At 67.7% G+C, this 23,092-nt stretch carries 22 protein-coding genes and 1 pseudogene; 12 read left to right on the forward strand and 11 right to left on the reverse strand.

The window, feature by feature from the left end:
* Positions 1-3 precede the first annotated feature (3 nt).
* Complete coding sequence (locus GQQ92_RS09315) at positions 4-912, forward strand: TerC family protein (protein WP_156998977.1); 909 nt, start codon at positions 4-6, stop codon at positions 910-912.
* A 7-nt stretch (positions 913-919) separates the two neighbouring features.
* Here the strand turns inward: GQQ92_RS09315 and GQQ92_RS09320 are convergent, their stop codons facing one another.
* Positions 920-1,516 (reverse strand): dienelactone hydrolase family protein, encoded by a 597-nt coding sequence (locus GQQ92_RS09320; RefSeq protein ID WP_269149164.1) that lies wholly within the window; start codon positions 1,514-1,516, stop codon positions 920-922.
* A 110-nt stretch (positions 1,517-1,626) separates the two neighbouring features.
* On the opposite strand from GQQ92_RS09320, the gene GQQ92_RS09325 reads away from it, so the two are divergent.
* On the forward strand, positions 1,627-1,977 hold the full coding sequence (locus tag GQQ92_RS09325; RefSeq protein ID WP_156998979.1) for a metallopeptidase family protein: 351 nt from the start codon (positions 1,627-1,629) through the stop codon (positions 1,975-1,977).
* Here the strand turns inward: GQQ92_RS09325 and GQQ92_RS09330 are convergent.
* A complete protein-coding gene (locus GQQ92_RS09330; RefSeq protein ID WP_156998980.1) occupies positions 1,929-2,888 on the reverse strand; it encodes an EamA family transporter in 960 nt (319 codons plus the stop codon). The genes GQQ92_RS09325 and GQQ92_RS09330 overlap by 49 nt on opposite strands.
* Positions 2,889-2,960: 72 nt before the next feature.
* On the opposite strand from GQQ92_RS09330, the gene GQQ92_RS09335 reads away from it, so the two are divergent.
* The 7 genes from GQQ92_RS09335 (at position 2,961) to GQQ92_RS09365 (ending at position 10,683) form a co-directional block, all read left to right on the forward strand.
* Positions 2,961-3,911, forward strand: a complete 951-nt coding sequence (locus GQQ92_RS09335; RefSeq protein ID WP_156998981.1) for a LysR family transcriptional regulator — start codon at positions 2,961-2,963, stop codon at positions 3,909-3,911.
* Positions 3,912-4,089: 178 nt separating this feature from the next.
* The gene (locus GQQ92_RS09340; protein ID WP_156998982.1) at positions 4,090-5,322 is read left to right on the forward strand and encodes an ROK family transcriptional regulator; all 1,233 of its coding nucleotides are present in this window, start codon (positions 4,090-4,092) and stop codon (positions 5,320-5,322) included.
* Positions 5,323-5,398: 76 nt separating this feature from the next.
* Complete coding sequence (locus tag GQQ92_RS09345; RefSeq protein ID WP_232057604.1) at positions 5,399-6,244, forward strand: ABC transporter permease; 846 nt, start codon at positions 5,399-5,401, stop codon at positions 6,242-6,244.
* Positions 6,244-7,020: an ABC transporter ATP-binding protein gene (locus GQQ92_RS09350; RefSeq protein ID WP_156998983.1), complete on the forward strand. Its 777-nt coding sequence runs from the start codon at positions 6,244-6,246 to the stop codon at positions 7,018-7,020. The genes GQQ92_RS09345 and GQQ92_RS09350 overlap by 1 nt, the downstream gene beginning before the upstream one ends.
* An 80-nt stretch (positions 7,021-7,100) precedes the next feature.
* Entirely contained in the window at positions 7,101-8,144 is a 1,044-nt protein-coding gene (locus tag GQQ92_RS09355) for an ABC transporter substrate-binding protein (RefSeq protein ID WP_156998984.1), read from the forward strand.
* Positions 8,141-9,241 carry a Gfo/Idh/MocA family protein gene (locus tag GQQ92_RS09360; protein WP_197738179.1) on the forward strand — a complete coding sequence of 367 codons (1,101 nt, stop codon included), beginning with the start codon at positions 8,141-8,143 and terminating at the stop codon, positions 9,239-9,241. The genes GQQ92_RS09355 and GQQ92_RS09360 overlap by 4 nt, the downstream gene beginning before the upstream one ends.
* Positions 9,238-10,683 carry a sulfatase family protein gene (locus GQQ92_RS09365; protein ID WP_156998986.1) on the forward strand — a complete coding sequence of 482 codons (1,446 nt, stop codon included), beginning with the start codon at positions 9,238-9,240 and terminating at the stop codon, positions 10,681-10,683. The genes GQQ92_RS09360 and GQQ92_RS09365 overlap by 4 nt, the downstream gene beginning before the upstream one ends.
* 37 nt (positions 10,684-10,720) lie before the next feature.
* Here the strand turns inward: GQQ92_RS09365 and GQQ92_RS09370 are convergent, their stop codons facing one another.
* Positions 10,721-11,566: a DUF2510 domain-containing protein gene (locus GQQ92_RS09370; RefSeq protein WP_232057605.1), complete on the reverse strand. Its 846-nt coding sequence runs from the start codon at positions 11,564-11,566 to the stop codon at positions 10,721-10,723.
* A gap of 112 nt (positions 11,567-11,678) precedes the next feature.
* On the opposite strand from GQQ92_RS09370, the gene GQQ92_RS09375 reads away from it, so the two are divergent.
* Entirely contained in the window at positions 11,679-11,882 is a 204-nt protein-coding gene (locus tag GQQ92_RS09375) for a TraY domain-containing protein (protein ID WP_156998987.1), read from the forward strand.
* Positions 11,879-12,025 carry a hypothetical protein gene (locus tag GQQ92_RS09380; RefSeq protein WP_156998988.1) on the forward strand — a complete coding sequence of 49 codons (147 nt, stop codon included), beginning with the start codon at positions 11,879-11,881 and terminating at the stop codon, positions 12,023-12,025. The genes GQQ92_RS09375 and GQQ92_RS09380 overlap by 4 nt, the downstream gene beginning before the upstream one ends.
* 92 nt (positions 12,026-12,117) lie before the next feature.
* On the opposite strand, the gene GQQ92_RS09385 is transcribed toward GQQ92_RS09380, so the two are convergent.
* The 8 genes from GQQ92_RS09385 to GQQ92_RS09420 all read right to left on the reverse strand — a co-directional run bounded on the left by GQQ92_RS09385 (position 12,118) and on the right by GQQ92_RS09420 (position 21,535).
* Positions 12,118-13,449: a hypothetical protein gene (locus GQQ92_RS09385; RefSeq protein ID WP_156998989.1), complete on the reverse strand. Its 1,332-nt coding sequence runs from the start codon at positions 13,447-13,449 to the stop codon at positions 12,118-12,120.
* Between the two features lie 55 nt (positions 13,450-13,504).
* Positions 13,505-14,071, reverse strand: a complete 567-nt coding sequence (locus GQQ92_RS09390) for a beta/alpha barrel domain-containing protein (protein ID WP_156998990.1) — start codon at positions 14,069-14,071, stop codon at positions 13,505-13,507.
* A 107-nt stretch (positions 14,072-14,178) separates the two neighbouring features.
* Positions 14,179-15,786 (reverse strand): FAD-dependent oxidoreductase, encoded by a 1,608-nt coding sequence (locus GQQ92_RS09395; protein ID WP_156998991.1) that lies wholly within the window; start codon positions 15,784-15,786, stop codon positions 14,179-14,181.
* Positions 15,783-16,898, reverse strand: coding sequence for a LacI family DNA-binding transcriptional regulator (locus tag GQQ92_RS09400; RefSeq protein WP_156998992.1), 1,116 nt, complete (start codon positions 16,896-16,898; stop codon positions 15,783-15,785). The genes GQQ92_RS09395 and GQQ92_RS09400 overlap by 4 nt, the downstream gene beginning before the upstream one ends.
* Positions 16,835-18,325: a DUF4127 family protein gene (locus GQQ92_RS09405; RefSeq protein ID WP_156998993.1), complete on the reverse strand. Its 1,491-nt coding sequence runs from the start codon at positions 18,323-18,325 to the stop codon at positions 16,835-16,837. The genes GQQ92_RS09400 and GQQ92_RS09405 overlap by 64 nt, the downstream gene beginning before the upstream one ends.
* A complete protein-coding gene (locus GQQ92_RS09410) occupies positions 18,322-19,284 on the reverse strand; it encodes a carbohydrate ABC transporter permease (protein WP_156998994.1) in 963 nt (320 codons plus the stop codon). Before GQQ92_RS09410 ends, GQQ92_RS09405 begins: the two co-directional genes overlap by 4 nt.
* The gene (locus GQQ92_RS09415; RefSeq protein ID WP_197738180.1) at positions 19,281-20,213 is read right to left on the reverse strand and encodes a carbohydrate ABC transporter permease; all 933 of its coding nucleotides are present in this window, start codon (positions 20,211-20,213) and stop codon (positions 19,281-19,283) included. The genes GQQ92_RS09410 and GQQ92_RS09415 overlap by 4 nt, the downstream gene beginning before the upstream one ends.
* Before the next feature lie 32 nt (positions 20,214-20,245).
* Positions 20,246-21,535 carry an ABC transporter substrate-binding protein gene (locus GQQ92_RS09420; protein ID WP_197738181.1) on the reverse strand — a complete coding sequence of 430 codons (1,290 nt, stop codon included), beginning with the start codon at positions 21,533-21,535 and terminating at the stop codon, positions 20,246-20,248.
* A gap of 486 nt (positions 21,536-22,021) precedes the next feature.
* Here GQQ92_RS09420 and GQQ92_RS09425 point away from each other — a divergent pair.
* A pseudogene (locus GQQ92_RS09425) lies at positions 22,022-22,924 on the forward strand (alanine dehydrogenase); the annotation flags it as partial.
* Positions 22,925-23,092: the final 168 nt, after the last annotated feature.

The raw sequence follows: 23,092 nt of genomic DNA on the forward strand, positions 1-23,092 counted from the left end.
CGGGTGGACCTCTCCTTCGCTTTCACGCCCGATCTCATCGCCGTCTTCGTGACCCTGTTCGTGCTCGAGATCGTGCTCGGGGTCGACAACGTCATCTTCATCTCGATCCTCGCGTCGAAACTGCCGAAGGAGCAGCAGGCCCGCGCACGCAACCTCGGCCTCACGCTGGCCATGGTGATCCGCGTGATCCTCGTCTTCTTCGCCGGCTGGATCATCACGCTGAAAGAGGACGTCGTCGTGCTCTTCGGCATGGGCTTCTCGGTGAAGGACTTCATCCTCATCGCGGGCGGGCTGTTCCTCGTCTACAAGGCGGTCACCGAGATCCACCACAAGCTCGAGGGCGCCGAAGAGGAGCACGGCGCCGCGCCGAAGCGCATCACCTTCGGCTCGGTGCTCACCCAGATCCTGCTGCTCGACATCGTCTTCTCGCTCGACTCGGTGATCACCGCGGTCGGCATGACCGAGAACCTCATCGTCATCGTCACGGTCGTGGTGCTCTCGTTCGGCATCATGCTGTTCGCGTCGCGGTTCATCTTCACGTTCGTCAACCGCCACCCCACGGTCAAGATGCTCGCGCTGTCGTTCCTGCTGCTCATCGGCGTGTTCCTCATCGCCGAGGGCTTCGGCGTGCACATCGACAAGGCGCTCATCTACGCGCCGATGGCGTTCGCGATCCTCGTCGAGGCGCTCAACCTGGCGGCCGCGTCGCGCAAGGCCAAGCGCGAGGCGCGCGAACGCAAGCCGGTGCAGCTGCGCCCGCAGTATCCCGACGTCGACGAGTCCGTCGCGGTCGCGGCCGCACTCTCCACCGAGGAGGGCAAGGGCTCGGTCGGCCTGTCGAACCGGCCGGTCGAAGGCGAATCGGATGCCGCGAAGGGGTCGACCTCGGAGGGCCGCGCCGGCCTCGGCTGAGCCGGGCTCAGCCCACCCGCTCGAGGAACGCGAGCACGCGCTGCATGAGCAGTCGCGTCGCGTCGGCGTCGTAGCTCGGCAGGCTCGAGTCGGCGAAGTAGTGCTGGTCGCCCGGGTACAGGAAGAGTTCGGCGTCTTCGGCCAGATCGACGAGCTCGCGGGCGGCATCGACGTCGCCCTCGTCCATGAAGATGGGGTCGTGGTCGGCGCCGTGCACCTGCACCGGCACCCCCTCGGGCCAGACGCCGAACTCGGCGACGGGCACGCAGGAATAGAACAACAGCGCACCCTTCGCGCCGGATCTCGTCTGCGCGAGCATCTGCGCGGGCAGCACGCCGAGCGAGAAGCCCGCGTAGACGAGGCCCTCGGGCAGCTCGGCGGCGGCGCGCTCGCCACGCGCCATGATCTCGCCCCAGCCCGTCTCGCGCGCGTAGCCCACGCCTTCGTCGATCGTGGCGAACGTGCGGCCCTCGAACAGATCGGGGGTGTGCACCGTGTGCCCCGCCGCACGGAGCTCGTCGGCGAACGCCTCGAGGCCCGCGTTCGGGCCGAGCGCGTGGTGGAACAGCAGGACGTCGGACATGGTGTCTCCCTCCGGATGCACCGCACGTTACCCGCTGCCGCCGACATCGTCACGGCGCGGGCGTGCGCGGGCGTGCGCATCGACCCAGCGACACCGGCCCGCATCGGCCAGATCGGGCGCACAATGGGCTCATGGTCGAGATCTCCGATGACGAGTTCGAACGCATGGTGGCCGACGTGTTCGACGAGCTGCCCGACGAGATGGTGCGCGGCCTCGAGAACGTCGCGATCCTCACTGCCGATCAGCCGGCCGGCGAGCGTCCGCGGCTCTACGGACTGTACAGCGGGCGTCCGCTGAAGACCCGCGGGGTGTACGGCTACGGCGAGCTGCCCGACCGCATCACCCTGTTCCGCAACACGATGCAGGAGCACAGCGCCGACCTCGACGCGCTGCGCGCCCGCGTGCGCATCACGCTCGTGCACGAGATCGGCCACTACTTCGGGCTCGACGACCAGCGGCTGGGGGAGCTGGGCTGGGCGTAGACGGGGTCGGTGGTCGCCGTGCCGGTCACCGCCCGACGAGAACGTCGTCGCGTCGCATTCGCGACCAGCACGCCCGCCACGAGCAGCACGCCGCCGAGCACCTCCCAGGCGTTCGGTACCTGCCCGAGCAGGAGGGCCGCGGAGATCATCGCGACGACGGGCGCGAGGAGCGGCCACGGCACCACGGCCGCCGAGCGGTTGCGGGCGAGCAGCCCGTTGAAGATCGCGTAGCCGATGAGGGTGCAGAGCACCGCGGTGTAGAGCGTCGACACGAAGGGGCGCCAGTCGAACGCGGCGATGCCGGCGGCGATCGCGTCGGGGCCCTCGACGATCGCCGAGAGGCCGAGCGCGGGCAACGGCACCACGAGCGACGCCCACACGGTGAGCGACAGCGCGCCGAATCGTTTCGCCGGCGCGACCGGCCCGGCCTTGCGCGAGATCACGTTGCCGATCGCCCACGAGAGCGCGGCGAGCAGGCACAGCGCGACGGCGAGCGCGGGGGCGTCGCCGCCGCGACCGAGCGCGACGATGCCGAGCCCGACGGTGCCGATCGCGATGCCCGCGACCTGCAGGCGGGTCGGCCTCTCGTGCAGGGCGAAGGCGGCGACCACGATGGTGAGCACCGCCTGCGCCTGCAGCAGCAGGGCGGCGATGCCGGGTTGGAGGCCGAGCGCCATCGAGGTGTACAGCAGGCCGAACTGGCCGAGGCTCATGAACAGGCCCACGCCGACGATGGTCTTCCAGTTCGCGAGGGGGCGCGGCACGAACAGTGCGGCGAGGGCGACGACCCCGAAGCGCACGGCGACGAAGAACAGCGGCGGGATGCCGTGCATGCCCCAGTCGATCACGACGAAGTTGAAGCCCCACAGGGTTGCCACCAGGGCGGCCAGAAGCATGTCGCGTCTCGTCATGGATCAAGGTTCGCGCGCGGCATCCGGAAATACCAGCGATCATTTCTGCTCCTGATTCGGTAGCATCACTGCATGATCGATCTCGAAGCGGTGGTCGCGCTGCGGGCGGTGGCCACGAGCGGCAGCGTCGCGGCGGCGGCCGACGCCCTGGGGTTCACACCGTCGGCCGTGTCGCAGCAGATCAAGCGGCTCGAGCGCGGCACCCGGGTCGCGCTGCTCGAGCGGGCCGGCCGCGGTGTGGTGCTGACGGATGCCGGCCGCCACCTCGTGACCTCGTCGGCCACGGTGCTCGCCGATCTCGAGCGACTCGAGGCCGACCTGCATCTCGCGGGCGGCGCGCAGGGGGCGGATGCCGCGGCGGGCCGCCGCATCTCGGGGGAGGTGCGCATCGGCGCGTTCTCGTCGGCGGTGCGCGGCATGCTCACCGGCGTGCTCGCGAGCCTGCGCGACGAGCACCCCGACCTGCGGGTGCCCCTGCGCGAGAGCGAGCCGTGGGAGAGCGTCGCGCTCGTGGCATCCGGTCAGCGCGATCTCGGCATCGTGCACCGCTGGGGCGGGCTCGCGCTCGCGATGCCCGACCACCTGATCGAGACGCCCCTGTTCACGGATGTCGCCGATGTCATCCTGCGCCGCGACCATCCGCTGGCCGGCCGGCCCGAGCTGACCCCGCACGACCTCGCCGCCGAGCCGTGGATCGCGACGTTCGACTCGACCATCTGCCGCCAATGGCTGCGGCGCCTCTTCGACGGCGTCTCGAACGCGCCGCGCATCGTGCACGAGTCGATGGAGTTCGAGAACCACCTCGAACTCGCGCGCGCGGGCCTCGGCATCGCGCTCGTGCCGCGCCTCGGCCGCCCGCCGCTGCACCCCGATCTCGTGGCCGTGCCCACCGTTCGCCCCGCGTCGACCCGCGACATCTCGGCCGTGCACCGGCGCAGTCAGGCCGACTCGCCCGCGTTGCAGGCCGTGCTCGATGCGGTGCGGGATGCCGCGGGGTCGCTCAGCGAGGCCGGGGGGACCTGAGCGGCAGGAGCCGCACCCTCAATCGGCGAGCAGCTCGCGCATCTCGTCGATCTCGGCGGTCTGCGCGCGCATCATCTGATCGGCGTCGCGGGCCGCTGGGCTCACCGAGGGCATGATCGTGCTTCGAAATTTCGTCGCGAGGGTTGACAGCCGGCGTCGTCCTGATTAGTTTTCCAACATGGTAAATAAAAGCCTCGCTGGCGCGGCTAGCCTCGGGAGCATCGCGGTTCGCTCGCACAACCGTCGTGTCCTCCTGCAGCTGCTGCGGACCAACGGCGCCCGGTCACGGCGGCAACTCGCCGAGGCATCCGGGCTTAGCTCCGCAGCGGTGACCAACGTCGCCGCCGAGCTCCTCGAGGCCGGGCTCATCACCGAGGTGGCCCCCGAGAACCGTGGCACGCAGCTCGGCCGCCCGACCACGCGACTGCAGCTCACCCCCGCAGAGCACTTCGTGCTCGCGGTGCAGATCGGTGCCGGCGTCCTGCAGGTCGGCGTCGTCGACCTCACGTCGCACGTCGTCGGCTCCGAACTCACCGACTTCGCGCTTCCCGCGACGCCGGAAGCCGTCATGGGCCTCGCCGTCGTCATGCTGCGCCGGGTCATGGGCTCCGCCGGTGTCGGCATGCACCAGGTCGTGGGGCTCGGCGTGGGCGCCGCGGGCCTCGTCGACCAAGAACAGCGCATCAACCTCAACTCGCAGAACCTCGGCTGGGCCGACGTTGCGATGGCCGACTACTTCGAACGCGAACTCGGCGTCGACGTGCTCGTCGACCACAACGTTCGGGCGATGGCCGCGGGCGAAGCGCAGTACGGCGTGGGTCGCGGGCTCGAGAGTCTCGTCTTCGTCTACGTGCGAACGGGCATCGGCGCCGGCCTCATCCTCGGCGGTCGCGAGTACCGCGGCGGCACGCACGGTGCCGCCGAGATCGGGCATATGCGCGTCGAACCCCAGGGGCGCGAGTGCAACTGCGGCGGCATCGGATGCTTCGAGACCGTGTTGAGCGACCGGGTGATCCCAGCTCGCATGGTCGAGGAAGGGCTTCTCGTGAAGCTCCCCGAACCCAACGACCGCACCTGGCCGGCAGCGCTCGTCGCCGCTGTGCAGCGCGACGAGCCCCGTGCCATCGCGCTTCGCGACGAGATCGTGCAGTACACGGCGAGTTCCCTGCTGAACATCATCAATCTGCTGAACCCGCAGGTCATCGTGCTCGGCGGGCTGTTGCACGACCTCGCCCCGATCATCCTCGACGATCTGCGGTCGAGCATCCCCCCGCAGGTCCTTCCGCGACTTCGTGACTCCATCCGCATCGAGCCGGCGAGCTTCGGCACCGAGGCCGGCATGATCGGCGCCGCGACCGTCGCGCTCGACCGATTCGTCTTCGGCGAACACGTGCTCCAGACGACTCGCTAGCCGCACCCGACCAGCTCGACGACAGACCAGACCAACCGCAAATCCGCACTCACATCGCAACGAAGGGATCGTGTTCGTGACTGACATCAAGGCGCAGATGGAGGCGGTGTCGATCTCCGACGGCTCCCGCGCCCCGGGCGCCGCGCGACCCAAGTCCCAAGGCAAGCGCGGCAGGGACAAGCCGCTGACCTGGCTCTACGTCACCACGCTCGTGCTCGGCATCGCCATCTGGTGGCTCGGTGCGCTGCTCGGGAACAACGTGCTGGCACCCACCCCGCCGCAGGTCGTCGAGAGCTTCATCGAGGGCTTCTCCGACGGATCGCTGCTCATGAACACCTGGGCGAGCGTGCAGCGCGTGCTCATCGGCTTCGTGCTCGGCGTCGCGGTCGCGATCCCGGCCGGTTTCCTCATGGGCTGGTACCGCTGGGCTCGCGGCCTGCTGGAGCCGTGGGTGCAGTTCTTCCGCACGGTTCCGCCGCTCGCGCTGATCCCGCTCGTCATCGTGTTCCTCGGCATCGGCGAGCCGGCGAAGATCTTCGTCATCTTCCTCGCGGCCTTCCTCTCGTCGGTGCTCGCCACCTTCCAGGGTGTTCGCAACGTCGACGTCACGCTGATCAACGCCGCACGAGTACTGGGTGCAGGTGATGGAACGATCTTCGTGAAGGTCGTGATCCCCGCGTCGCTGCCGTTCATCTTCGTCGGCACCCGCGTCGCGCTCGGTGCCGCATGGGCGACCGTGGTCGCCTCCGAGCTCATCGCCGCCGCCTTCGGGCTCGGACGCATGATGCAGTCGGCATCGCAGTTCCTCGACACCCCGCGCATCGTCGTGGGCATCATCATGATCGGTCTGCTCGGGTTCGTCATGGACCGACTCCTGCTGCTGCTCGAACGCAAACTCACCGGATGGCAGGAGACCCGCTGATGAACTCGATGATCTCCGTACGAGGCGTCTCCAAGCACTACGAAACCGCGCGCGGTCTCGTCAGAAGCCTCGAGAACGTCAGCCTCGAGGTCGAACAGGGGGAGTTCATCACCCTCGTCGGCCCCAGCGGCTGCGGCAAGAGCACGATGCTCAACCTCATGGCCGGTCTGCTCGAACCCACGAGCGGCGAAGTGCTGGTCGACGGCAAGGTCGTCACCGGCCCGGGCCCCGACCGCGGCGTCATCTTCCAGCAGTACGCGCTCTTCCCCTGGCTCACCGCGCTTCAGAACGTCGAGTTCGGCCTGCGTCTGCAGCACATGAAGAAGACCGAGCGCCGGGAGTTGGCGCAGCACTATCTGGACCTCGTGGGTCTCGGCGAGTTCGCTCACGCGCTGCCGAAGGAACTCTCCGGCGGTATGAAGCAGCGGTGCGCCATCGCACGTGCGTACGCGGTGCAGCCGTCGACCCTGCTGATGGACGAACCGTTCGGCGCCCTCGATGCGCTCACCCGCGTCAATATGCAGGAGAACCTGCTCGAGACCTGGCAGCAGGAGCGCCGCACCGCGGTGTTCATCACGCACGACGTCGATGAGGCGGTCTTCCTTGCGACGCGCGTCGTGGTGATGAGCCCTCGACCCGGACGGATCTCGGAGATCATCGACGTCCCGCTGGCCTACCCCCGTACCGAGGAGATGCGTCTCTCTCCGGAGTTCGCCGAGCTTCGCGCCCGTGTCTGGCGTGGAGTGCACCACCACGCCGAAGAAGACGCGGCCTGATCGAGGCGTTCACGCCTCAGGACACCGCCCACCCGCTCCACACCACCGAGAAATCCGATCAGAACAGTAAGGACCCAACGATGCGTTCCCTCCACAGCCGCGGCATCATCGCCGCAACGGCGGCGGCAGCCGCACTCTCCCTCACCCTCGCCGGCTGCTCTTCGAGCGGCTCGACGGGCACCGACTCGGATGCCTCCGAAGCCCCACGTGAGACCGTCTCGCTCAACGTCGGCTACATCGACACCAGCATCAACGGTGTCGGCGTCATCGCCCCGGCGAACGAGCTCGGACTCTGGGAGAAGTACGGCATCGACGTCACGCTCATCCCGTTCACGAACGGCCCGACGCAGATCCAGGCCATGCAGGCCGGCCAGATCGACGTCGGCTACATCGGCGGCGGCGCGATCTGGATGCCCGCTTCGGGGCAGGCGACGGTCATCGCTCCGAGCGAGGAGTCGCAGGGCGACGTCGTACTGGCTCGCGCCGGCAGCGGCGTCGAAGAGCCCGCCGACCTCAAGGGCCAGAAGGTCGGCGTTCCCGAGGGCGGATCCGGCGAGATGATCCTCGCCCTGGCGCTGCTCAGCGCCGGTCTCACCATGGACGACGTCGAGAAGGTCGTGCTCGATCCGCCGAGCATCGTCAGCGCCTACGTCGGCGACCAGATCGACGTGGCCGCCATCTTCTCGCCGCTCAGCGCGCAGATCATGGACAGCGTGCCCGACACCGTCACCGTCGCGCAGAACACGGACTTCCCCGACACGTCGTTCCTCGGCGCGTGGGTCGCGTCGAACGAGGCCGTCACCGACAAGGCCGACGCCGTGGAGCGCTTCCTCGAGGTCTACGCCGAGGTCAACGACTACCGCATCGAGAACACCGACCAGGTCGTCGAATGGTCGTCGACGGCGTCCGGTGCCCCGGCCGACCAGCTCGCGCAGCAGGCCGAGGTCTCGAAGTGGACTCCGTCCGACGAGATCCTCGCGAACAACGAGGACGGCACGACCTTCGACCAGTTCGAGTCGCTCGAGGAGGTCTTCGTCGAGACGGGCCGCATGGATGCCGTCAACGACCCGTCGACGTTCGTGAACGTCGACCTGTTCGCTCAGGCCATGGCAGCCCGTTCATGACCTACGAGAACGCTGCGCCGCCGGTGCGGCTCGGGATCGTCGGTGCGGGATTCGTCGCAGATTTCTATCTGCAGGCGCTCCAGCAGGTTCGCGACCACACGGTGACCGTGATCTCGGCCCGCACCCTCGATCGGGGCCGGGCGCTGGCGGATCGCTACGGCATCCCGTCGGTGGTCGACTCCACCGAGGAGCTCGTGAACCGCGACGACGTCGACATCGTCGTCGTCGCGGTACCGCACGACGTGCACGTCGGCGTCGTGCAGGCAGCCGCTGCCGCCGGCAAGGCGGTGATCTGCACCAAGCCGCTCGGCCGCAACAGCGCCGAGGCGGCTCAGTGCCTCGCCGCCGTCACCGAAGCAGGCGTCTGGCACGGGTACGCCGAAACCGCAGTGTTCTCGTCAGCGGTGGCTCGGGCCAAGCAGTTGGTCGACTCGGGGGCGGTCGGCCGCGTGCTCACGGTTCGTGCCCGCGAAGCCCATGGCAGTCCGCACGTGCACGCGCGTTCGAAGGAACGCATGGGCGGGGGACCGCTGCGCGGTCTCGGATGCCACGGCGTCGCCGTCGGCCGGTTCTTCCTCGAGGGTGCGACCCCGGTCGAGGCCTTCGCCTGGGGTGCCCGACTCGATCGCGACGACGTCGAGGTCGAGGACAACGCCGTGATGCTCGTTCGTTTCGACGACGGGCGCATGGCGCAGGTCGAAGCCGGCTGGACGCATGTTCCGGGTCTCGACGTGCGACGCGAGATCCACGGTTCCGCAGGTTGGCTGGGCGTCGACGAGACCGGTGCTGCCGGGCTCGCCGCGTTCGCCGGTGTCGACAGCGGCTACGTCATGGAGAAGGCCGGTTCGACGAGCGGATGGCTGCGGCCGGTGCTCGATGAACCGCGAGCGTACGGCTATCACGGCCAGTTCGATCACTTCATCGCGAGGTACCGCGCCGGCGAGATGCCCATCCAGACCCTCGCCGACGGCGTGATCGACAACGCCGTCATCGACGCGGGGTATCGCTCCATGGAATCGGGAGTGTGGGAGTCGATCGACCTCAGCGCACTCACCGCATCCGACTCAGCAGAAACCGCGGGCGCAGCCCGCGAATGAAAGGCAGTACTGTGACGACCCGACGACCGAATATCGTCCTCATCCTGACCGATGATCACGCGGCTCACGCCATCAGCGCGTACGGCTCCGTCGTGAACACGACACCACGCATCGACGAGATCGCCGAAGCCGGTCGTCGGGTCGATCACTGCTACTGCACCAACTCGCTGTGCACCCCGAGCCGGGCCACGATCCTGACCGGAACGCACAGCCACATCAACGGGGTCTCGACCCTCTCGACGCCCATCGATGCGAGCCAGACCACGTTCGTGTCGCTCCTGCGCGAGGCCGGATACCGCACCGGCATCGTCGGCAAGTGGCACATGGGCGAGGGCGAGGGGCACAACCCCGAGAACTTCGACTACTGGGCGGTGCTGCGAGATCAGGGCGAGTACTTCGACCCGCAGATCCTCACCGAAGACGGCGTGCGAATCGAGCCGGGGTACGCGACCGACATCATCACCGATCTCTCGCTCGGCTGGGTCGACTCGCTCGAGGGCGACGAGCCGTGGTGCCTGCTGATCCATCACAAGGCCCCGCACCGCTCGTGGGAACCCGACGCCGCCCACGCCGACATGTACACCGATCCGATCAGGGTGCCCGACACGTTCGACGATGACTACGCCGGTCGTTCGAGCGCGGCCAAGCACGCGACCATGCGCATCGCCGAGTACCTGACGATGGAGGACCTCAAGGTCTACCCGCCCGAGGGACTCGACCCCGAGGAGCTCGCGCTCTGGAAGTACCAGCGCTACATGGAGGACTACCTGCGCTGCGTCGCCTCGGTCGACGACAACGTCGGCCGGGTCATCGACTGGTTGAAGGAGCGCGGCGACTTCGACGACACGATGCTCATGTACACCTCCGACCAGGGCTTCTTCCTCGGCGATCACGGCTGGTTCGACAAGCGCTTCATGTACGAGGAGTCGATTCGGATGCCGCTGGTGATCTCCTGGCCCGCTCGCATCGAGCCCGGCGAGCCGCTCCAGCAGATGGTCACCAACGTGGACTTCGCGCAGACGATTCTCGACGCGTGCGACGTGCCCGCCGTCGAGCGGATGCAGGGCATGAGCTTCCTGCCGCATCTGACGACCACTCCCGATGCACCGACGCGCGACGGCGTGTACTACCGGTACTACGAGAACGACGACCAGCACCACCACGCGCTGGCGCACTACGGCATTCGCACCGAGCGCTACAAGCTCATCTACTTCTACAACGACGGCATGGGAATCCCGGGATCATCGGGTCTTTCGTACGCGCCCGAGTGGGAGCTCTACGACATGGAGCAGGACCCCGACGAGCTGCACAACGTGTATCACGCGGAGGAGTACGCCGAGATCCGCGAGCAGCTCAAGGTGCAGCTCTGGCACCTGCAGGCCGAGCTCAAGGACGAGCCGCACCACACCCAGCCCCGGCCCTCGCTGCTCGCCGCCTGCTGAGCGGCGCCGTGGTGGCCGGTCCTTCCGGCGACGACGCCTAGTTCCAGTCGTCGCCGATGGTCGCGGTGGCTGTCGCCCACTGGTCGTAGTCGGCAGGGCAGATGTATGAGACGCCCAGCACGCTGATGCTCACGAGGTTCGTCGTCAGCGGGTCGACCTGCTCGGCGGGAACACCGACGAGGAGGGCGTCGACCAACGGGCTGGATGACACATGCGCGAGCACGGTCTGTTCGTCGATGTCGTGACCGTTCAGGATCGAGGTCTCGCACGCGTCCATCGTGAGCGCCAGGGAGTAGGTTTCGAGCTCGGGGCTCCACTCGCCGCCGTTGGCTTCGACGGAGGCACTCGCCTCATCGATGAACGCCTGCTGCTCGGGCGTCTGCGCCGTGAGCGGCGAGCCGTCGGTGGGCTGCAGTTGGGCGAGGAGGAACTCGTCTCGTTCGACCAGGACGTCGCCGTCGAAGAGACCCTCGTCGCCTTCGGCGGGCGGAGCGTCCGAGATCTCGGGCAGCGCCGTGGCCGGCCCCGTGGTCGAGCCGGCGAGGGTGTTGCTCTGCAGCGACGCCGAGATGAGTCCGATGGCGAGCACGAGCACGCCGACGATCGCACCGAGGACGAGAACGGAGCCGACCACGATCCCGCCGATCAGGAGGCCCTTGTTGCTCCTGCCCGGCGCAGCGGCGGGCGTCGTGGCGGGAGCCGCCTGCCCCGCGGCATCCGCTCGGCTCCGCGCGTCGCTCGCGGCGATCGGCGCGACCGAATCCGCGGCCTGAACATGCGCGGTCCACTGCGCGCCGTCCCACCATCGGATCGCCCCCGATCCGTCGGCGTACCAGCCGGCGGGGGTGCCGCTCGCGTCGGGCATCGTCGGTGTGTCGCTCATGCTGCAAATGTACTGGGCCGCGATCGCGCGCCCGTGCGCGGCGGAACCCCGCTGAGCGGTGGTATCAAGGTGGTATCACGCGCACGCTGGTGCTCGACGAAAGGACCGTGCCATGGCCATGACTCTGCGCCTTGACGAATCCCACGACGCGCTGCTCGAAGCGTTGGCGGCGAAGTTCGGCCGTTCGAAGACCGAGGTCGTGCAGATCGCACTCGACGACCTCGCGGCTCGTGCCGACAAGTCCGCCCGTACGCGTACGGCGTTCGATCGCGTCCGCACCCGCGATGCCGACCTGCTCGAGCGTCTCTCACGGTGACATCCGGCGAGGTCGAGTACCTGGATCCCGAAGACGTCGAGGTGCTGCTCGATCACGAGGGGTTCGACCTCAGGGCCGCGGGCGCGGTCGACCTCGACGGGATCGCCGCGTGGATGCAGGCTTGCGTGAAGCCGCTGGGGTGACGGTGCGGCTGGCAACCCCGGGCCCCGTCGCCCACGCCGGTTTCGTGCGCGACGGAGCTGGGGTGCCGTCCTGCGCTATTCCTCCACGATCCTCAACCTCCGATGTGGACTCGGATGTTCGTCCAGTTCGCCGCGGGCGAGGTCGGCAGTTCGGTCGTCCCGGAGATCGACGGCATGGCGTTCCACGTCACTCCGAAATCGGTCGAGACCTCGGCGTATGTGGAGTTCGCGGTATCGCCGGCCACCATGGTCGTGCGGAGGTAGCCGCCGAAGAGCGGCGCGATGCCTTCCCACCCGGGGGAATAGGAGAGCTGGCTCCCGATGAGGTACCGAGGATCCGTCAGCATCGCCGAGGAGGAGCCAGCGGGACCGACGATGAGCCACTGCGTCCGGCCGAAGAACGCCTGCTGACCCAGCTGGTGATGGAGGAACTTCGCGTGGTTGGCGGGCACGATCTGAAATCCGCCCAGCAGGTCTGACTGGGTGTTGTAGTTGACCCAGCCGACGCGCGGGGATGTCGAGATCGTGATCGCGCCAGGGTGGTTCGTGGTGAGCTGGCCGACCTTTGCGAACTCTGTGCCGTGGAACCGCCCGGTGCCGGCCACACGCTGGAGCACATCGGCGATGTGGACTGGAGCGAGGGCGGGGTAGTGCAGCAGGATTCGTCCGTTCTGCGCCTTCGTCACGCCTGCGACCGTATCGCCGGCTGCCCAGTTCTCGAACTCGATGTAGTCGATCGTCCCGTTCTCGGTCGTCGGCTTGTACACGGAGAAAAGGAGGTGCCCGGGCACGGGCTTGGCCCAGTTCCCGTCGCTGTAGTACTCGGTGATCGGCTTCCACGTGCCGCCCGCCAGATACTTGACCGAAGATCCGCTCGGAGGAGACGAGTACCCGCCGAAGATCTGGCTGCCACCGGCGATGTCGGTGTACAGCGTCGATGCGGAGTACGTGCCACCGGAGTTGGCGTGGAACTCCTTCGGGCGCACGGTGAAGATCCGAGCGGTCCATGCCTGCGGGTCGGCGGGATCGTATGCGCTGTCCGGGCCGACCTTCACGTGGAGCGCGTAGACGGAGTTCGCGACGAGGACCGAGCGAGTGCCGTCGAGGGCCTTGTCGTACTTGGTCGCCCAGAAGCCGGCATCGGCGGCGGTCACGGCCGTGACGGGCCGGAGCACATTGCCGGCTCGGGTGTGAACGCTTCCGACGACCTTGTCGATCGCGCCGCCCACGATGTTGTTGATGTAGATGTCGTATTGATGGGTGAGCGTCGGGTCGTTCTCGCTCACCACAGATGCGGGGATCGCCGAACCCAGGGTGTTGCCCGGACCGGGGTCCGATGCCGAGTCGGCGAAAGCGGGTCCAGCACCGAATCCGGCGCTTGCGAGCATGAGCACGAGCAGCGTGGCGATACGGGTCTTCCTCATTTGCTTCCCTTCTCTGGGGCCTTCAACTCGGGCGGTCGCCCGGGTAACCGTCTCATCAATTGGTTCGAGTTCCGGCCGCCGCCTCGATGAACGACGGCAGGACTTCCGATATGGAGGACGTGTCGTGCCCCAGCACGACGGCTCCGAGCAGAACCGCATCTGCCCCCGCGCCGAGGAGGACCGCGACGTCGTCGGGACGCAGTCGGTGCTGGCTGGGAACGACCAGCGGCACCGAAACGCTCGCCCGAATCGCACGGATCCTCTCGAGGGTGCTCTCCGCGAGGGGCGACCCGTACAACTCCGGTCGCAACGTCGAGACCTCGAACGCGCGGACCCCGGCTCGCTCGAGGCGGGCGGCGTCCTCTGGTGTGTCATCAGGACCGAGCGCGACCATCGGCGCAACCGTTCCGCACGCGTCGACGTATTCGTCGGGCATCTCCGAGGCGTACAGGTCGAAGTACGCGAACGGCCGTTCGGCGGCGAGACGGATCGTCCTGACATCCACTCGGTCTCCGGAGCCCACGACGAGACCGACCGGGAGGCCCAGATCGAGGATCTGATCGATGTTCGCGCGTTCGTCGTTCCAAGGCCCGAACGAGTGCCCGGATGCACGGTGATGCACGTCGGTGTGCGTCTTCAGCCCGTCGGCCCCGAGATCCTTCGCGATTCGAGCGAGTTCGACGTCGTTCCGAGGCAGGCTGACATGGATGCCGCGGATGTTGCGGTTCATCAGTAGTACCTCACGTCGGGCCAGCGGAGCTCGACGCCACTGGACGTGAGGCGGCGCTGCAGGTCCTCGATCCGCTCGATCGAAGACGTCACGGCCTGCGGCTCCGTGCGGTTCGCAAGGCTGTAGCTCGCGAGTACACCCGCCGCCTCGCCGATGCCCCACTCCACCGGGTGCAACCGATAACAGCCGTTCGTGATGTGGGTGGTTCCGATGTTCTTACCTGCTGCGATGAGATTGCGCACTCGCTGCGGCACGAGAGCCCTGAGCGGGATCTCGAACGGCCAGGCCGGAACATCGATGTAGTTGTCACCGCCGGTCGATGGGTGGAGATCGATCCGGTACGCGCCGACGCCGACGCTGTCCTCGTACTGCACCGCGCGCTGCTCGCCGCGAACGTCGACGGCGAGATCGAGTTCGGTGATCTGGTACTCCGCCTTGATGCGCCGGGACTCGCGATAATACGGCCGCTTGGCGAACCCGTCGTCGGTGCCGGACACGTCTGGGCGGATGCGGAGACCGCGCCAGCCGGTGCCGCCATCGAGTCGCGGGGCATCGTGCTGAAGCCAGTAGAGGAAATTGAGGCTCTGCCTGCGGGCAGCGGTCGCGTGTTCCGCGGCATCCTCCGTGTCGAAGAGGGGGCCGCCGAGATAGTCGATCATCGGCCAGTTCACGACCGTGATATCGCTGTCGAACGTGCCGTCGAGGAAGTGGTTCCGAGCGATGATCCGTCGGAAGCGCCACAGTTCATCGGCACCGTTGTCCTTGCTCTGGTCCGCCGTGAACGACCAGGGTCGGTCTGCGGGATTCGGGAGGAACTCGTAGGTCCTCGGCGCAAGCGTGTGCGGGTGGGGCGCGGTCCAGCCGAACTGTGGGCCGTGCCAGAAATCGGGCTGGATCGCCATCCATTCGTCGTAGTCGGCCGGACGGTCAATCCGGTGGTCTTCGCCCTCGTGATGAGACACCGCGAAGCAGACGGAGGCGGCCTGCATGTTGAGCGGGTCGGCCACGTCGGGCGCGTGGGGTTCACCCGTCTCGGTCTGGCTTTCGGCCCCGGTGACGTACTCGACTCCGGCGAGCGGAAGGAGGGCTCCGGTCTCCGTCGCATCGAGAACGATGTCGCCTTCGACGGTGAACAGTTCGCCGTGGGAGCCCCGAAAGGAGACAGCGCCGATGCGATCACGGTCAACGAGGTCGACGCCGACCGGTTCGGCCTCCATTCGGATCACGAGACGCCCGGCGGCGATCCAGGGCGAGAGCATTCCCGCGAGCACGAGAGCGCTCACGCGCGGTTCGTGGCAGAGCGCGCTCACGCCGCCCGCGCCGGGATTGAGCGCGTCGTTGGCGCTCGACTCGGCCTTGAGCGGGTACCAGCGTCGGTAGAATTCCCGCACCTCTGCCCGGAACGCTCGATAATTGCGCGACGCTCCGAAGCGCTCGATCCAGGTGTGTTCGTCGGGCGGCACCATCTGGCTCGAGAGCTGGCCGCCGAGCCAATCGGTCTCCTCGGTCAGGAACACTCGCGATCCCTGTTGCAAAGCGGACAGGGCTGCGGCGACGCCGCCCACCCCGCCGCCGACGATGAGGATCTCGGTCGCGTGCTGGTTCATGCATTCCTTCGGTGCTGTGGCAATGGAGCGACGGTTCGCCCCGCGGCGAAACCGGTGGGCAGGACGCGGCGGATCGGCGCATGCTCGGGATCATCGGACTCGAGTTGGTCGATGAGGAGGTCGAACGCCATCGCGCCCATCTCTCGTCGGGGAATCCGAAGACCGCCGATCGAGGGGTCGTCGTCGGGCGGGTCGTTCAGTGCGAGGATCGAGACGTCGTCGGGCACCCGGATGCCGCGGAGCGCAAGTGCGGCCTCCACCTCGATCGCCGTCTCGGCGTAGTGCGTGACGACCGCCGACGTACCCGTTGCGATGAGCTCGGCGAGACTGCCCGCGAGCCCGTCTGCTGATTGCGAGCCGTCGAGTTCGACGACGGTCAGGGCGGCCGCCGCTTCCTGATAGCCCGCTTCGCGTTCGTGAGCGGGATGTGTGTCGTCGCTGCTCGAGACGTACGCCACGTGCGTGTGGCCGAGTCGCGCCAGCTCGGCGAAGGCGTCCACGGTTCCGCGCCGGTAGTCCGCGGTGACATAGGGCACCTCGCCGGGGATGTCACGGCGTCCGACGAGTGTGAACGGGTATCCCTCGTTTCTCAACGACACGATCTCCTCGGTCCGCATCTCCCGTCCGAGGATGATCGCCCCATCGGCCAGGCCGATGCGGTTCTGGCCGTCGACGAAGATCCCGCGCTCGCCGGAGGTTCCGGTCGCGCTGGTGAAAAGGACGAGGTCGTAACCGTGGCGTTCAGCCTGTTCTTCGATTCCCACGAGGAACGGATGGTAGAAGTCGTGATGGCTGAGAGGGAACACCGATTCGTACGTGAAGATTCCGATGAGGCGGTTGCGTCCACCGGCGAGCCGGCGGGCGGCAGGGTCGGGTACGTATCCGAGCTCGTGCGCGACGCTGAGCACTCGATCTCGGGTCTCGTCGAGGATTCGGCCAGTGCTGGCGCGCCCGTTGATGATCAGCGAGACGGTGCCCTGCGAGACACCCGCCAAGCGGGCTATGTCGGCCTGGCGGGGCCTGGTGCTCTCCGTGCCGTGCTTCCGGTTCATCGTGTTTCCTCCAGGATGATCGGCTCCAACTCGAAATCGACTTCGAACAGACGATCCCACGGCAGGCGGGCGTTGCCGCCCGCGAGACGCCAGCGACGGCCGATGGCGCCCAGCCCGAGGGCGAAGCGGCCGAGCTCTTCGCCGAGTCCGAGTTCGAACGTGCGGCGGTCAGCGGCGTCGGGGGCCAGACGCGCCGAGAGCTCCGCACGGCGTGTGAGGGACTGGTATCCGACGTCTTCGATGATGCGGTGGGCGAGCAGCCGCTCCTGCGCGCGGGGATCGGCCGTCGGTGCGGTCAGCGCGACGCCGGAGGCGAGTGCGGTGCCGAGCGTGTTTCCGGCAGTGTTCCAACCTGCGTATCCGGAGAGGCGCTCGAGAAGCCCATCGTCGATCAAGGTGCGGATGAGTGCCGGGTTTCCGCCGTTCGCGTGGGCCACGTCGGCCACGACGACGCGGCGGCCTGCATCGAGCTCATGCCGGATTGCGTCGGCGAACGCCTCGTCTCCGCTGCTGGGTGCCCGTCGCTCCTGACGCGCATGGCGGTACCAGTCCCATGGATCCGAGGAGGGTGTGCTGAGCGCGAGCACGAAATCCTCGTCGGTGTCGACGATCTCGATGCCGGCGGTACGGCACTGGTGGGCGAGGGTGTCGGAGAGTGCGACGTCCTCGAACGCTGCGACTCGCGCGAGACCATCCGGGTCGTCGACGATGAGCCGCATGCGGGTGGGTGCGCCTCGCCGAGTCGAGATCACGCCGGCCAGCAGCGCGACGGCGACCTCGTCGGCGCCCGGGTAGCAGCGGACCCGGTCTTCGACGCCGAGTCGGCGGGTCCAGGCTTCGAGCCATTCGCGTTCGCTGGTCGACACGCTCTCGACTTTGGAATCCTCGACCGCGACGACGAACTGGGTTACCGTTCCGTCGATGACCGCCTCGATCGCCGAGAGCTGGAGGGCGTGCAGGCGCAGCCGCCTGAGGTAGAAATCGGAGAGGTGCGGCGCCGGGACGACGGTCTCCGGGCGCCACGGCGCCCCGTGCTCGGCCGCGTAGGCGGCACCCGAGTGCTGCGCGATATCAGCACCGTGCTGCTCCCAGTACGCGGGCTCGGCGGATCCGTCGTTGACGTCCTTCGTGCGCATGAGCGTGACGAAGGCATGGATCGGCAGGCCAGGTCGACGTCTGCGGATTGCACGAAGCACGTCGAGGCGGGGCAGCAACTGTTCGATCGGCTCGATGAAGCGCCTCGAGGCCACGTACCCGCCGAACACGAGCTGGTTGAGGTTGACGATGAGTGCGTCGGCGTCGTCGGCGACGTGTTCGAGCCAGTCCGCCAGTCGCGGGTCGACGGATGTCTGGTCCTTCCCACGGATGATGCCTGGCGGGGGTGTCAGCACCGTGACGCCGGCGGCTGCAGCGACGTCCGAAAGCAGTCGGGTGTTCACGGGTCGGTCGTCGAGCGGGACGACGGCGATGCGCAACGACCCGCTCATCCCTTGACGCCTCCTGCACTCAGCCCGTTGACGAAGTGGCGTTGGGTCAGCAGGAAGAGCACGACGACCGGGAGGGAGGCGACGATCGCGCTCGCCATCATCGGGCCGTACTGCACCGCGCCGCTCGAGGTGAACGAGCTGAGGACGAGCGGGAGCGTCTGCATCGAGGAGCTCGAGGTGGAGACGAGCGGCCAGAGGAAGTCCTCCCATGCCCCGGTGAACGAGAGGATTGCGATCGTCGCGACGATCGGCTTCGCGAGCGGAAGGTAGAGGTTCCAGAAGATGCGGAACTCGCTCGCGCCGTCGATGCGGCCGGCATCTGCGATCTCGTCGGGCATGTCGAGGAAGTACTGCCGCGCCAGGTAGATGTTCAGCGGCTGGATGAGCAGCGGGAGGGCAAGGCCGAGGTGGGTGTTGAGCAGGCCGGTGCCGCCTTGTCCGATGACGTCGTTCCCGCCGACGAGGGGAACGTCCTGCACCAGCAGGAAGAGCGGAATCAGCTGCACGACGGCGGGCACCATGGCGGTGGCGAGCACGAGGAGGAAGAGCAGCTTGGATCCGCGGAAGTCGATCTTCGCGAAGGCGTAGCCCGCAGCGACGGCCCCGATGCAGTTCCCTGCGACGGCGAGTACGGCGACGATCAGGCTGTTCACCATGCCGACCGACAGGTTGGAGACGGTCCACACCTGGACGAAGTTCTCCCAGGTCGGGCTCTCGGGAATCAGCTTCGGGGGATACGAGTAGGTCTCGGTCGGTCCTTTGAAGGCGATCGAGATCATCCACATGAACGGAATCATGAGGAGTGCCGTGACCAGGCCGACGATCACCGTTCGGGACCAGCCGGCGGAGAATCCCGAGTGAGAGGGGGCGCGCCGTCGAGCCCCCGGCTGCTGGTCGGTCGGCTGCGGCGGAGTCGAGCGTTCGGTGCTCGGCGCGAGCGGTGAGAGCGAGGCGGTCATGCGTGGACTCCTCGACGGGAGAGGACTCTGGTGCTGAACAGGCTGAGGGCGAAGATCAGGGCGAAGAGGATGAATGCCATCGAACTGGCCTCTCCGAGGCGGAAGTACTCGAACGCCTCTTTGTAGATGAGCATGTTGACCACCGTCGTCGAGCCGAGAGGTCCACCTGAGGTCAGCACGTAGATCTCGGAGAACGATTGGGCGAGGTAGATGAGGTCGACGGTGACCACGTAGGTCGTGATCGGCACCAGGAGAGGCAACGTGATGTGTCGGAAGGACGCCCAGCGCCCGCAGCCGTCGATCGAGGCTGCCTCGTAGAGGTCGCGCGGCATGGCCTGGAGCCCGGCGAGGAAGATGATCATGCTCCCGCCGAGAGCCTTCCAGGCCCGCATCACGATGAGCGACACGAGCGCCGTGTTCTCGTCGGTGAGGAAAGAGATGGGCGCGAGCCCGATGACGTCGAGGACGTAGTTCAGCAGGCCGTCGCGCGAGTAGATCCACAACCAAATGGTGCTCACGGCCACGAGCGACACGACACGCGGCAGGTAGAGCAGCGTGCGGAAGAGCTTCACGCCGCGAAAGGTGCCGTTGACCAGCATCGCGAGGGCAAGCGAACCCGGCACCGCGATCGCGAGGGTGCCGAGCGCATACGTCAGCGTGATGCCGATCGAGGACCAGAACGCGGGCATCCCGAGCACTCGGATGTACCCGTCGAGGCCGTGGAACGTCGGGGCCGCGCGTTCGACCGGGTTGTAGTCGGTCAGGCTCAGGTAGAAGCCGTAGAAGATCGGGACGACTGTGACGGCGAAGAGCACGATCAGTGCGGGGGCCAGCAGGATGCCGGCAGCACGGGCCTTCGTGCGCGCCGAGCCGCTCTTGCGGCCGGGCGTCAGGCGCCCGCCCTTGCGCGCATCGATCATGGTCGTCATGCGGTCCTCCGCCGTCACAGTCATTGCCGGGCCTACTCGCTGAGGAGTTCCTGGCCGGCCTTCGCCGAACCGGTGAGCGCCTCCTCGGGCGAGACGGCACCGTGCAGCGCCTTCTCGAGCTCGACCGAGAGGAGGTCGCGCAGCTGCGTCCAGGCCGGGACGTTCGGGTTGCCCTGGAAGTAGGGCAGCGCGTCGGCGAACGGCTTGATGTAGGGAACGGCTGCAAGGTCCGCGTCATCCGCGAGCGATGCGCGTGCAGGGATGCCGCCGACGACCTGGACGTACTCCTTGGCCTTCTCGGCGGACGTGAGGAACTCGATGAACTCCCACGCGGCATCCGGCGCCTTCGAGTCGGCGCTGATGAAGAGACCGTTGCCTGCGCCGCCGAACGAGGCCTGCTTCTCCTCCTCGAGCGGTGGGGCGACCGCGATCTTCTCGGCGATCTCGGGAGCCTGCTCGTAGATCGTCTTCAGCGTGGCGTCATCGACGAATGCCATCGCGGCACGGCCGGTTGCGAGCGGATGCTGGGCGCCGCTGCCCGCGATGGGCTCGTTGAGTCCGGTCGCGACGGCGTCGTCGCCGTTGTAGAGGCCGACCAGGAAGTCGAGCGCCTCGATCGCCTCGGGCGAGTCCCACGTGACTTCGGTTCCGTCCTCGCTGAGGAAGTCGCCGTCGTTCTGGAACAGGGCGGAACCGAACGCCTGCGACATGCTCGTCGGGTTGTCCGCCGTGATGATGACGCCCGAGCGCGTGATCTGGTCGCCTTCGCGCACGGTGAGCTTGTCGGCGGCGGCCTGCAGGTCGGCCCAGTCGGTCGGCGCTTCGTCGATGCCGGCTTCTTCGAGCAGATCGGTGCGGTACGCGAGCAGCTGGCCGAATCCGCGCAGGGGAACGATGTACTGGCTCCCGTCGACCTTGCCGTGGTCGAGCAGCACCATGTCGTCGACGTCGGCGGGGTCGAGCGTCGCCACGTAGTCGTCGAGATTCAGCACGCGGCCGGCGTCGGCGAAGCCGGCGGCCGCGGCGTTGCCGTGGCCGAAGACGTCGGGAGCGGTGCCACCGGCGAATGCGGTGGACAGGCGCGTGGACAGGTCGCCCCAGTCGACGAACTCGACGTCGACGGTGACGCCCTCGTTCGCCTCCTCGAACTCGGGGACGACCGTCGTGTTGACCCATTCGATCTCGCTGGCCAGGTTGCCGGGGAACCAGACGGTGAGGTGCGTCGACTCCTGATCGGTGGAGGTCGCGGCGGGCGTGCTGCACGCGCTGAGCGTGAGTGCGGTTGCGACGGCCAGTCCGGCCGCAGCGAGTCGTTTGGTCATGGGTTCTCCTCTTTGAGCGGGGTGGTGGGCGACGGGTTCCGCCTCCGATGGTCTGTTGCTTAGAAGGGACAGTAGGTGCAAATACGCATTTGCGCAAATGCGCATTTTCGGCGGTTGTTCGGCGCTCGATTTCTGGGGAGGCGCACCTGTTCGCGTTGCTCCACCGAAGTGCACGCGCGGCTGCGGTCACCGTCTCTCGACCTGGCGCGGATCCGCCAACGCGCTCCGAGTTGGAGGCCGCGGTCGGCGTGCATGCCTGAACCGCTGTCGATTCTGCGGCTCAGCGGTCGGTCCGCAGGTCCTTCCATCCGAACCCGCCCGGCTCCGGCAAGCTCTCGCAGATCTGCTCGGCCGTGGTCCGTGACGTACCCTCAGGGAAGGACGCCGGTACGACGGACGGCGGTTCACCCGTGGTCTACACCTGCCATGACGGATGCCGGTGAGCGAGCTCGAGCCGACACCGGCAGCCGCACAACTGGAGCCCACATGAACACGCCGACACCCGCTCTCCTCACACTCGGGGTGCTGGTCACCTCGCGCAAGACCGACGAGCGGCGACTGCCGATCCATCCCTCCCACCTCGAACGGATCCCCGCCGACCTGCGCGCGAACATGATCCTCGAGCACGGCTACGGCGAGCGTTTCGGCTTCTCCGACGAACAGCTCGCTCCGTTGGTGGGCGCGATGGCCAGCCGCGAGGCCATCATCGCCGAGGCCGACGTCATCGCCCTGCCGAAGCCGCTCGCATCCGACCTCGCCGAATTCCGCGACGGACAGGTGCTATGGGGCTGGCCGCACTGCGTCCAGGACCGGGACATGACCCAGTACGCCATCGACAAGGGCCTCACGCTCATCGCGTGGGAGGCCATGAACCACTGGAAGGCCGACGGCGGGTTCGGGCTGCACGTGTTCCACAAGAACAACGAGATCGCAGGGTACTGCTCCGTGCTGCACGCCCTGCAACTGTGCGGCTCGACGGGCGACTACGGGCGGCGGCTGAACGCGGTGGTGATCGGGTTCGGCGCGACCGCGCGCGGCGCCGTCACGGTGTTGAACGCGCACGGCGTCCACGACGTGCGCGTGCTGACCAACCGTGACACGGCTGCCGTCGGCTCCCCGATCCCGTCGGTCGACATCATCCAGTTCGAACACGACCCGGAGGCGCCGTTCGCGAGCACCGTGAACACGGAGGACGGCCCGGTCGCACTCGCCCCGTTCCTCGCCGCGCACGACATCGTCGTCAACTGCACCCTGCAGGATCCGAACGCACCGCTCACCTACCTGCGCACCGAGGACCTCGGGGCCTTCCGCCCTGGCAGCCTCATCGTCGACGTCTCGATCGACGAGGGCATGGGATTCGAGTGGGCGCGGCCCACCTCGTTCGCGGATCGAGCCGCCATACCGACTCGGGTACGCGGATCCCCAGTCGGGCCGTGACTGCAGGAAGCTCGCATGATGACCTTGCGCACCCCGGCGCGCTTGGCAGCTTCGATCACGTTCGCGGTGCCCTCGATGTGCCAGCGGCCAGTAGGACAACGAACTGGTCATGCGACCGCT

This window comes from Agromyces terreus (assembly GCF_009749465.1).
GTDB classification, from domain to species: Bacteria; Actinomycetota; Actinomycetes; order Actinomycetales; family Microbacteriaceae; genus Agromyces; species Agromyces terreus.

What these genes read in the sequence shown, in the direction of transcription:
- GQQ92_RS09365 (WP_156998986.1), top strand. Translation starts at nt 9,238, where the DNA reads ATGAAAGGCAGTACTGTGACGACCCGACGACCGAATATCGTCCTCATC.
- GQQ92_RS09395 (WP_156998991.1), bottom strand. Translation starts at nt 15,786, where the DNA reads ATGAACCAGCACGCGACCGAGATCCTCATCGTCGGCGGCGGGGTGGGC.
- GQQ92_RS09360 (WP_197738179.1), top strand. Translation starts at nt 8,141, where the DNA reads ATGACCTACGAGAACGCTGCGCCGCCGGTGCGGCTCGGGATCGTCGGT.
- GQQ92_RS09420 (WP_197738181.1), bottom strand. Translation starts at nt 21,535, where the DNA reads ATGACCAAACGACTCGCTGCGGCCGGACTGGCCGTCGCAACCGCACTC.
- GQQ92_RS09415 (WP_197738180.1), bottom strand. Translation starts at nt 20,213, where the DNA reads ATGACGACCATGATCGATGCGCGCAAGGGCGGGCGCCTGACGCCCGGC.
- GQQ92_RS09340 (WP_156998982.1), top strand. Translation starts at nt 4,090, where the DNA reads ATGGTAAATAAAAGCCTCGCTGGCGCGGCTAGCCTCGGGAGCATCGCG.
- GQQ92_RS09335 (WP_156998981.1), top strand. Translation starts at nt 2,961, where the DNA reads ATGATCGATCTCGAAGCGGTGGTCGCGCTGCGGGCGGTGGCCACGAGC.
- GQQ92_RS09405 (WP_156998993.1), bottom strand. Translation starts at nt 18,325, where the DNA reads ATGAGCGGGTCGTTGCGCATCGCCGTCGTCCCGCTCGACGACCGACCC.
- GQQ92_RS09375 (WP_156998987.1), top strand. Translation starts at nt 11,679, where the DNA reads ATGGCCATGACTCTGCGCCTTGACGAATCCCACGACGCGCTGCTCGAA.
- GQQ92_RS09330 (WP_156998980.1), bottom strand. Translation starts at nt 2,888, where the DNA reads ATGACGAGACGCGACATGCTTCTGGCCGCCCTGGTGGCAACCCTGTGG.
- GQQ92_RS09350 (WP_156998983.1), top strand. Translation starts at nt 6,244, where the DNA reads ATGAACTCGATGATCTCCGTACGAGGCGTCTCCAAGCACTACGAAACC.
- GQQ92_RS09370 (WP_232057605.1), bottom strand. Translation starts at nt 11,566, where the DNA reads ATGAGCGACACACCGACGATGCCCGACGCGAGCGGCACCCCCGCCGGC.
- GQQ92_RS09355 (WP_156998984.1), top strand. Translation starts at nt 7,101, where the DNA reads ATGCGTTCCCTCCACAGCCGCGGCATCATCGCCGCAACGGCGGCGGCA.
- GQQ92_RS09385 (WP_156998989.1), bottom strand. Translation starts at nt 13,449, where the DNA reads ATGAGGAAGACCCGTATCGCCACGCTGCTCGTGCTCATGCTCGCAAGC.
- GQQ92_RS09325 (WP_156998979.1), top strand. Translation starts at nt 1,627, where the DNA reads ATGGTCGAGATCTCCGATGACGAGTTCGAACGCATGGTGGCCGACGTG.
- GQQ92_RS09410 (WP_156998994.1), bottom strand. Translation starts at nt 19,284, where the DNA reads ATGACCGCCTCGCTCTCACCGCTCGCGCCGAGCACCGAACGCTCGACT.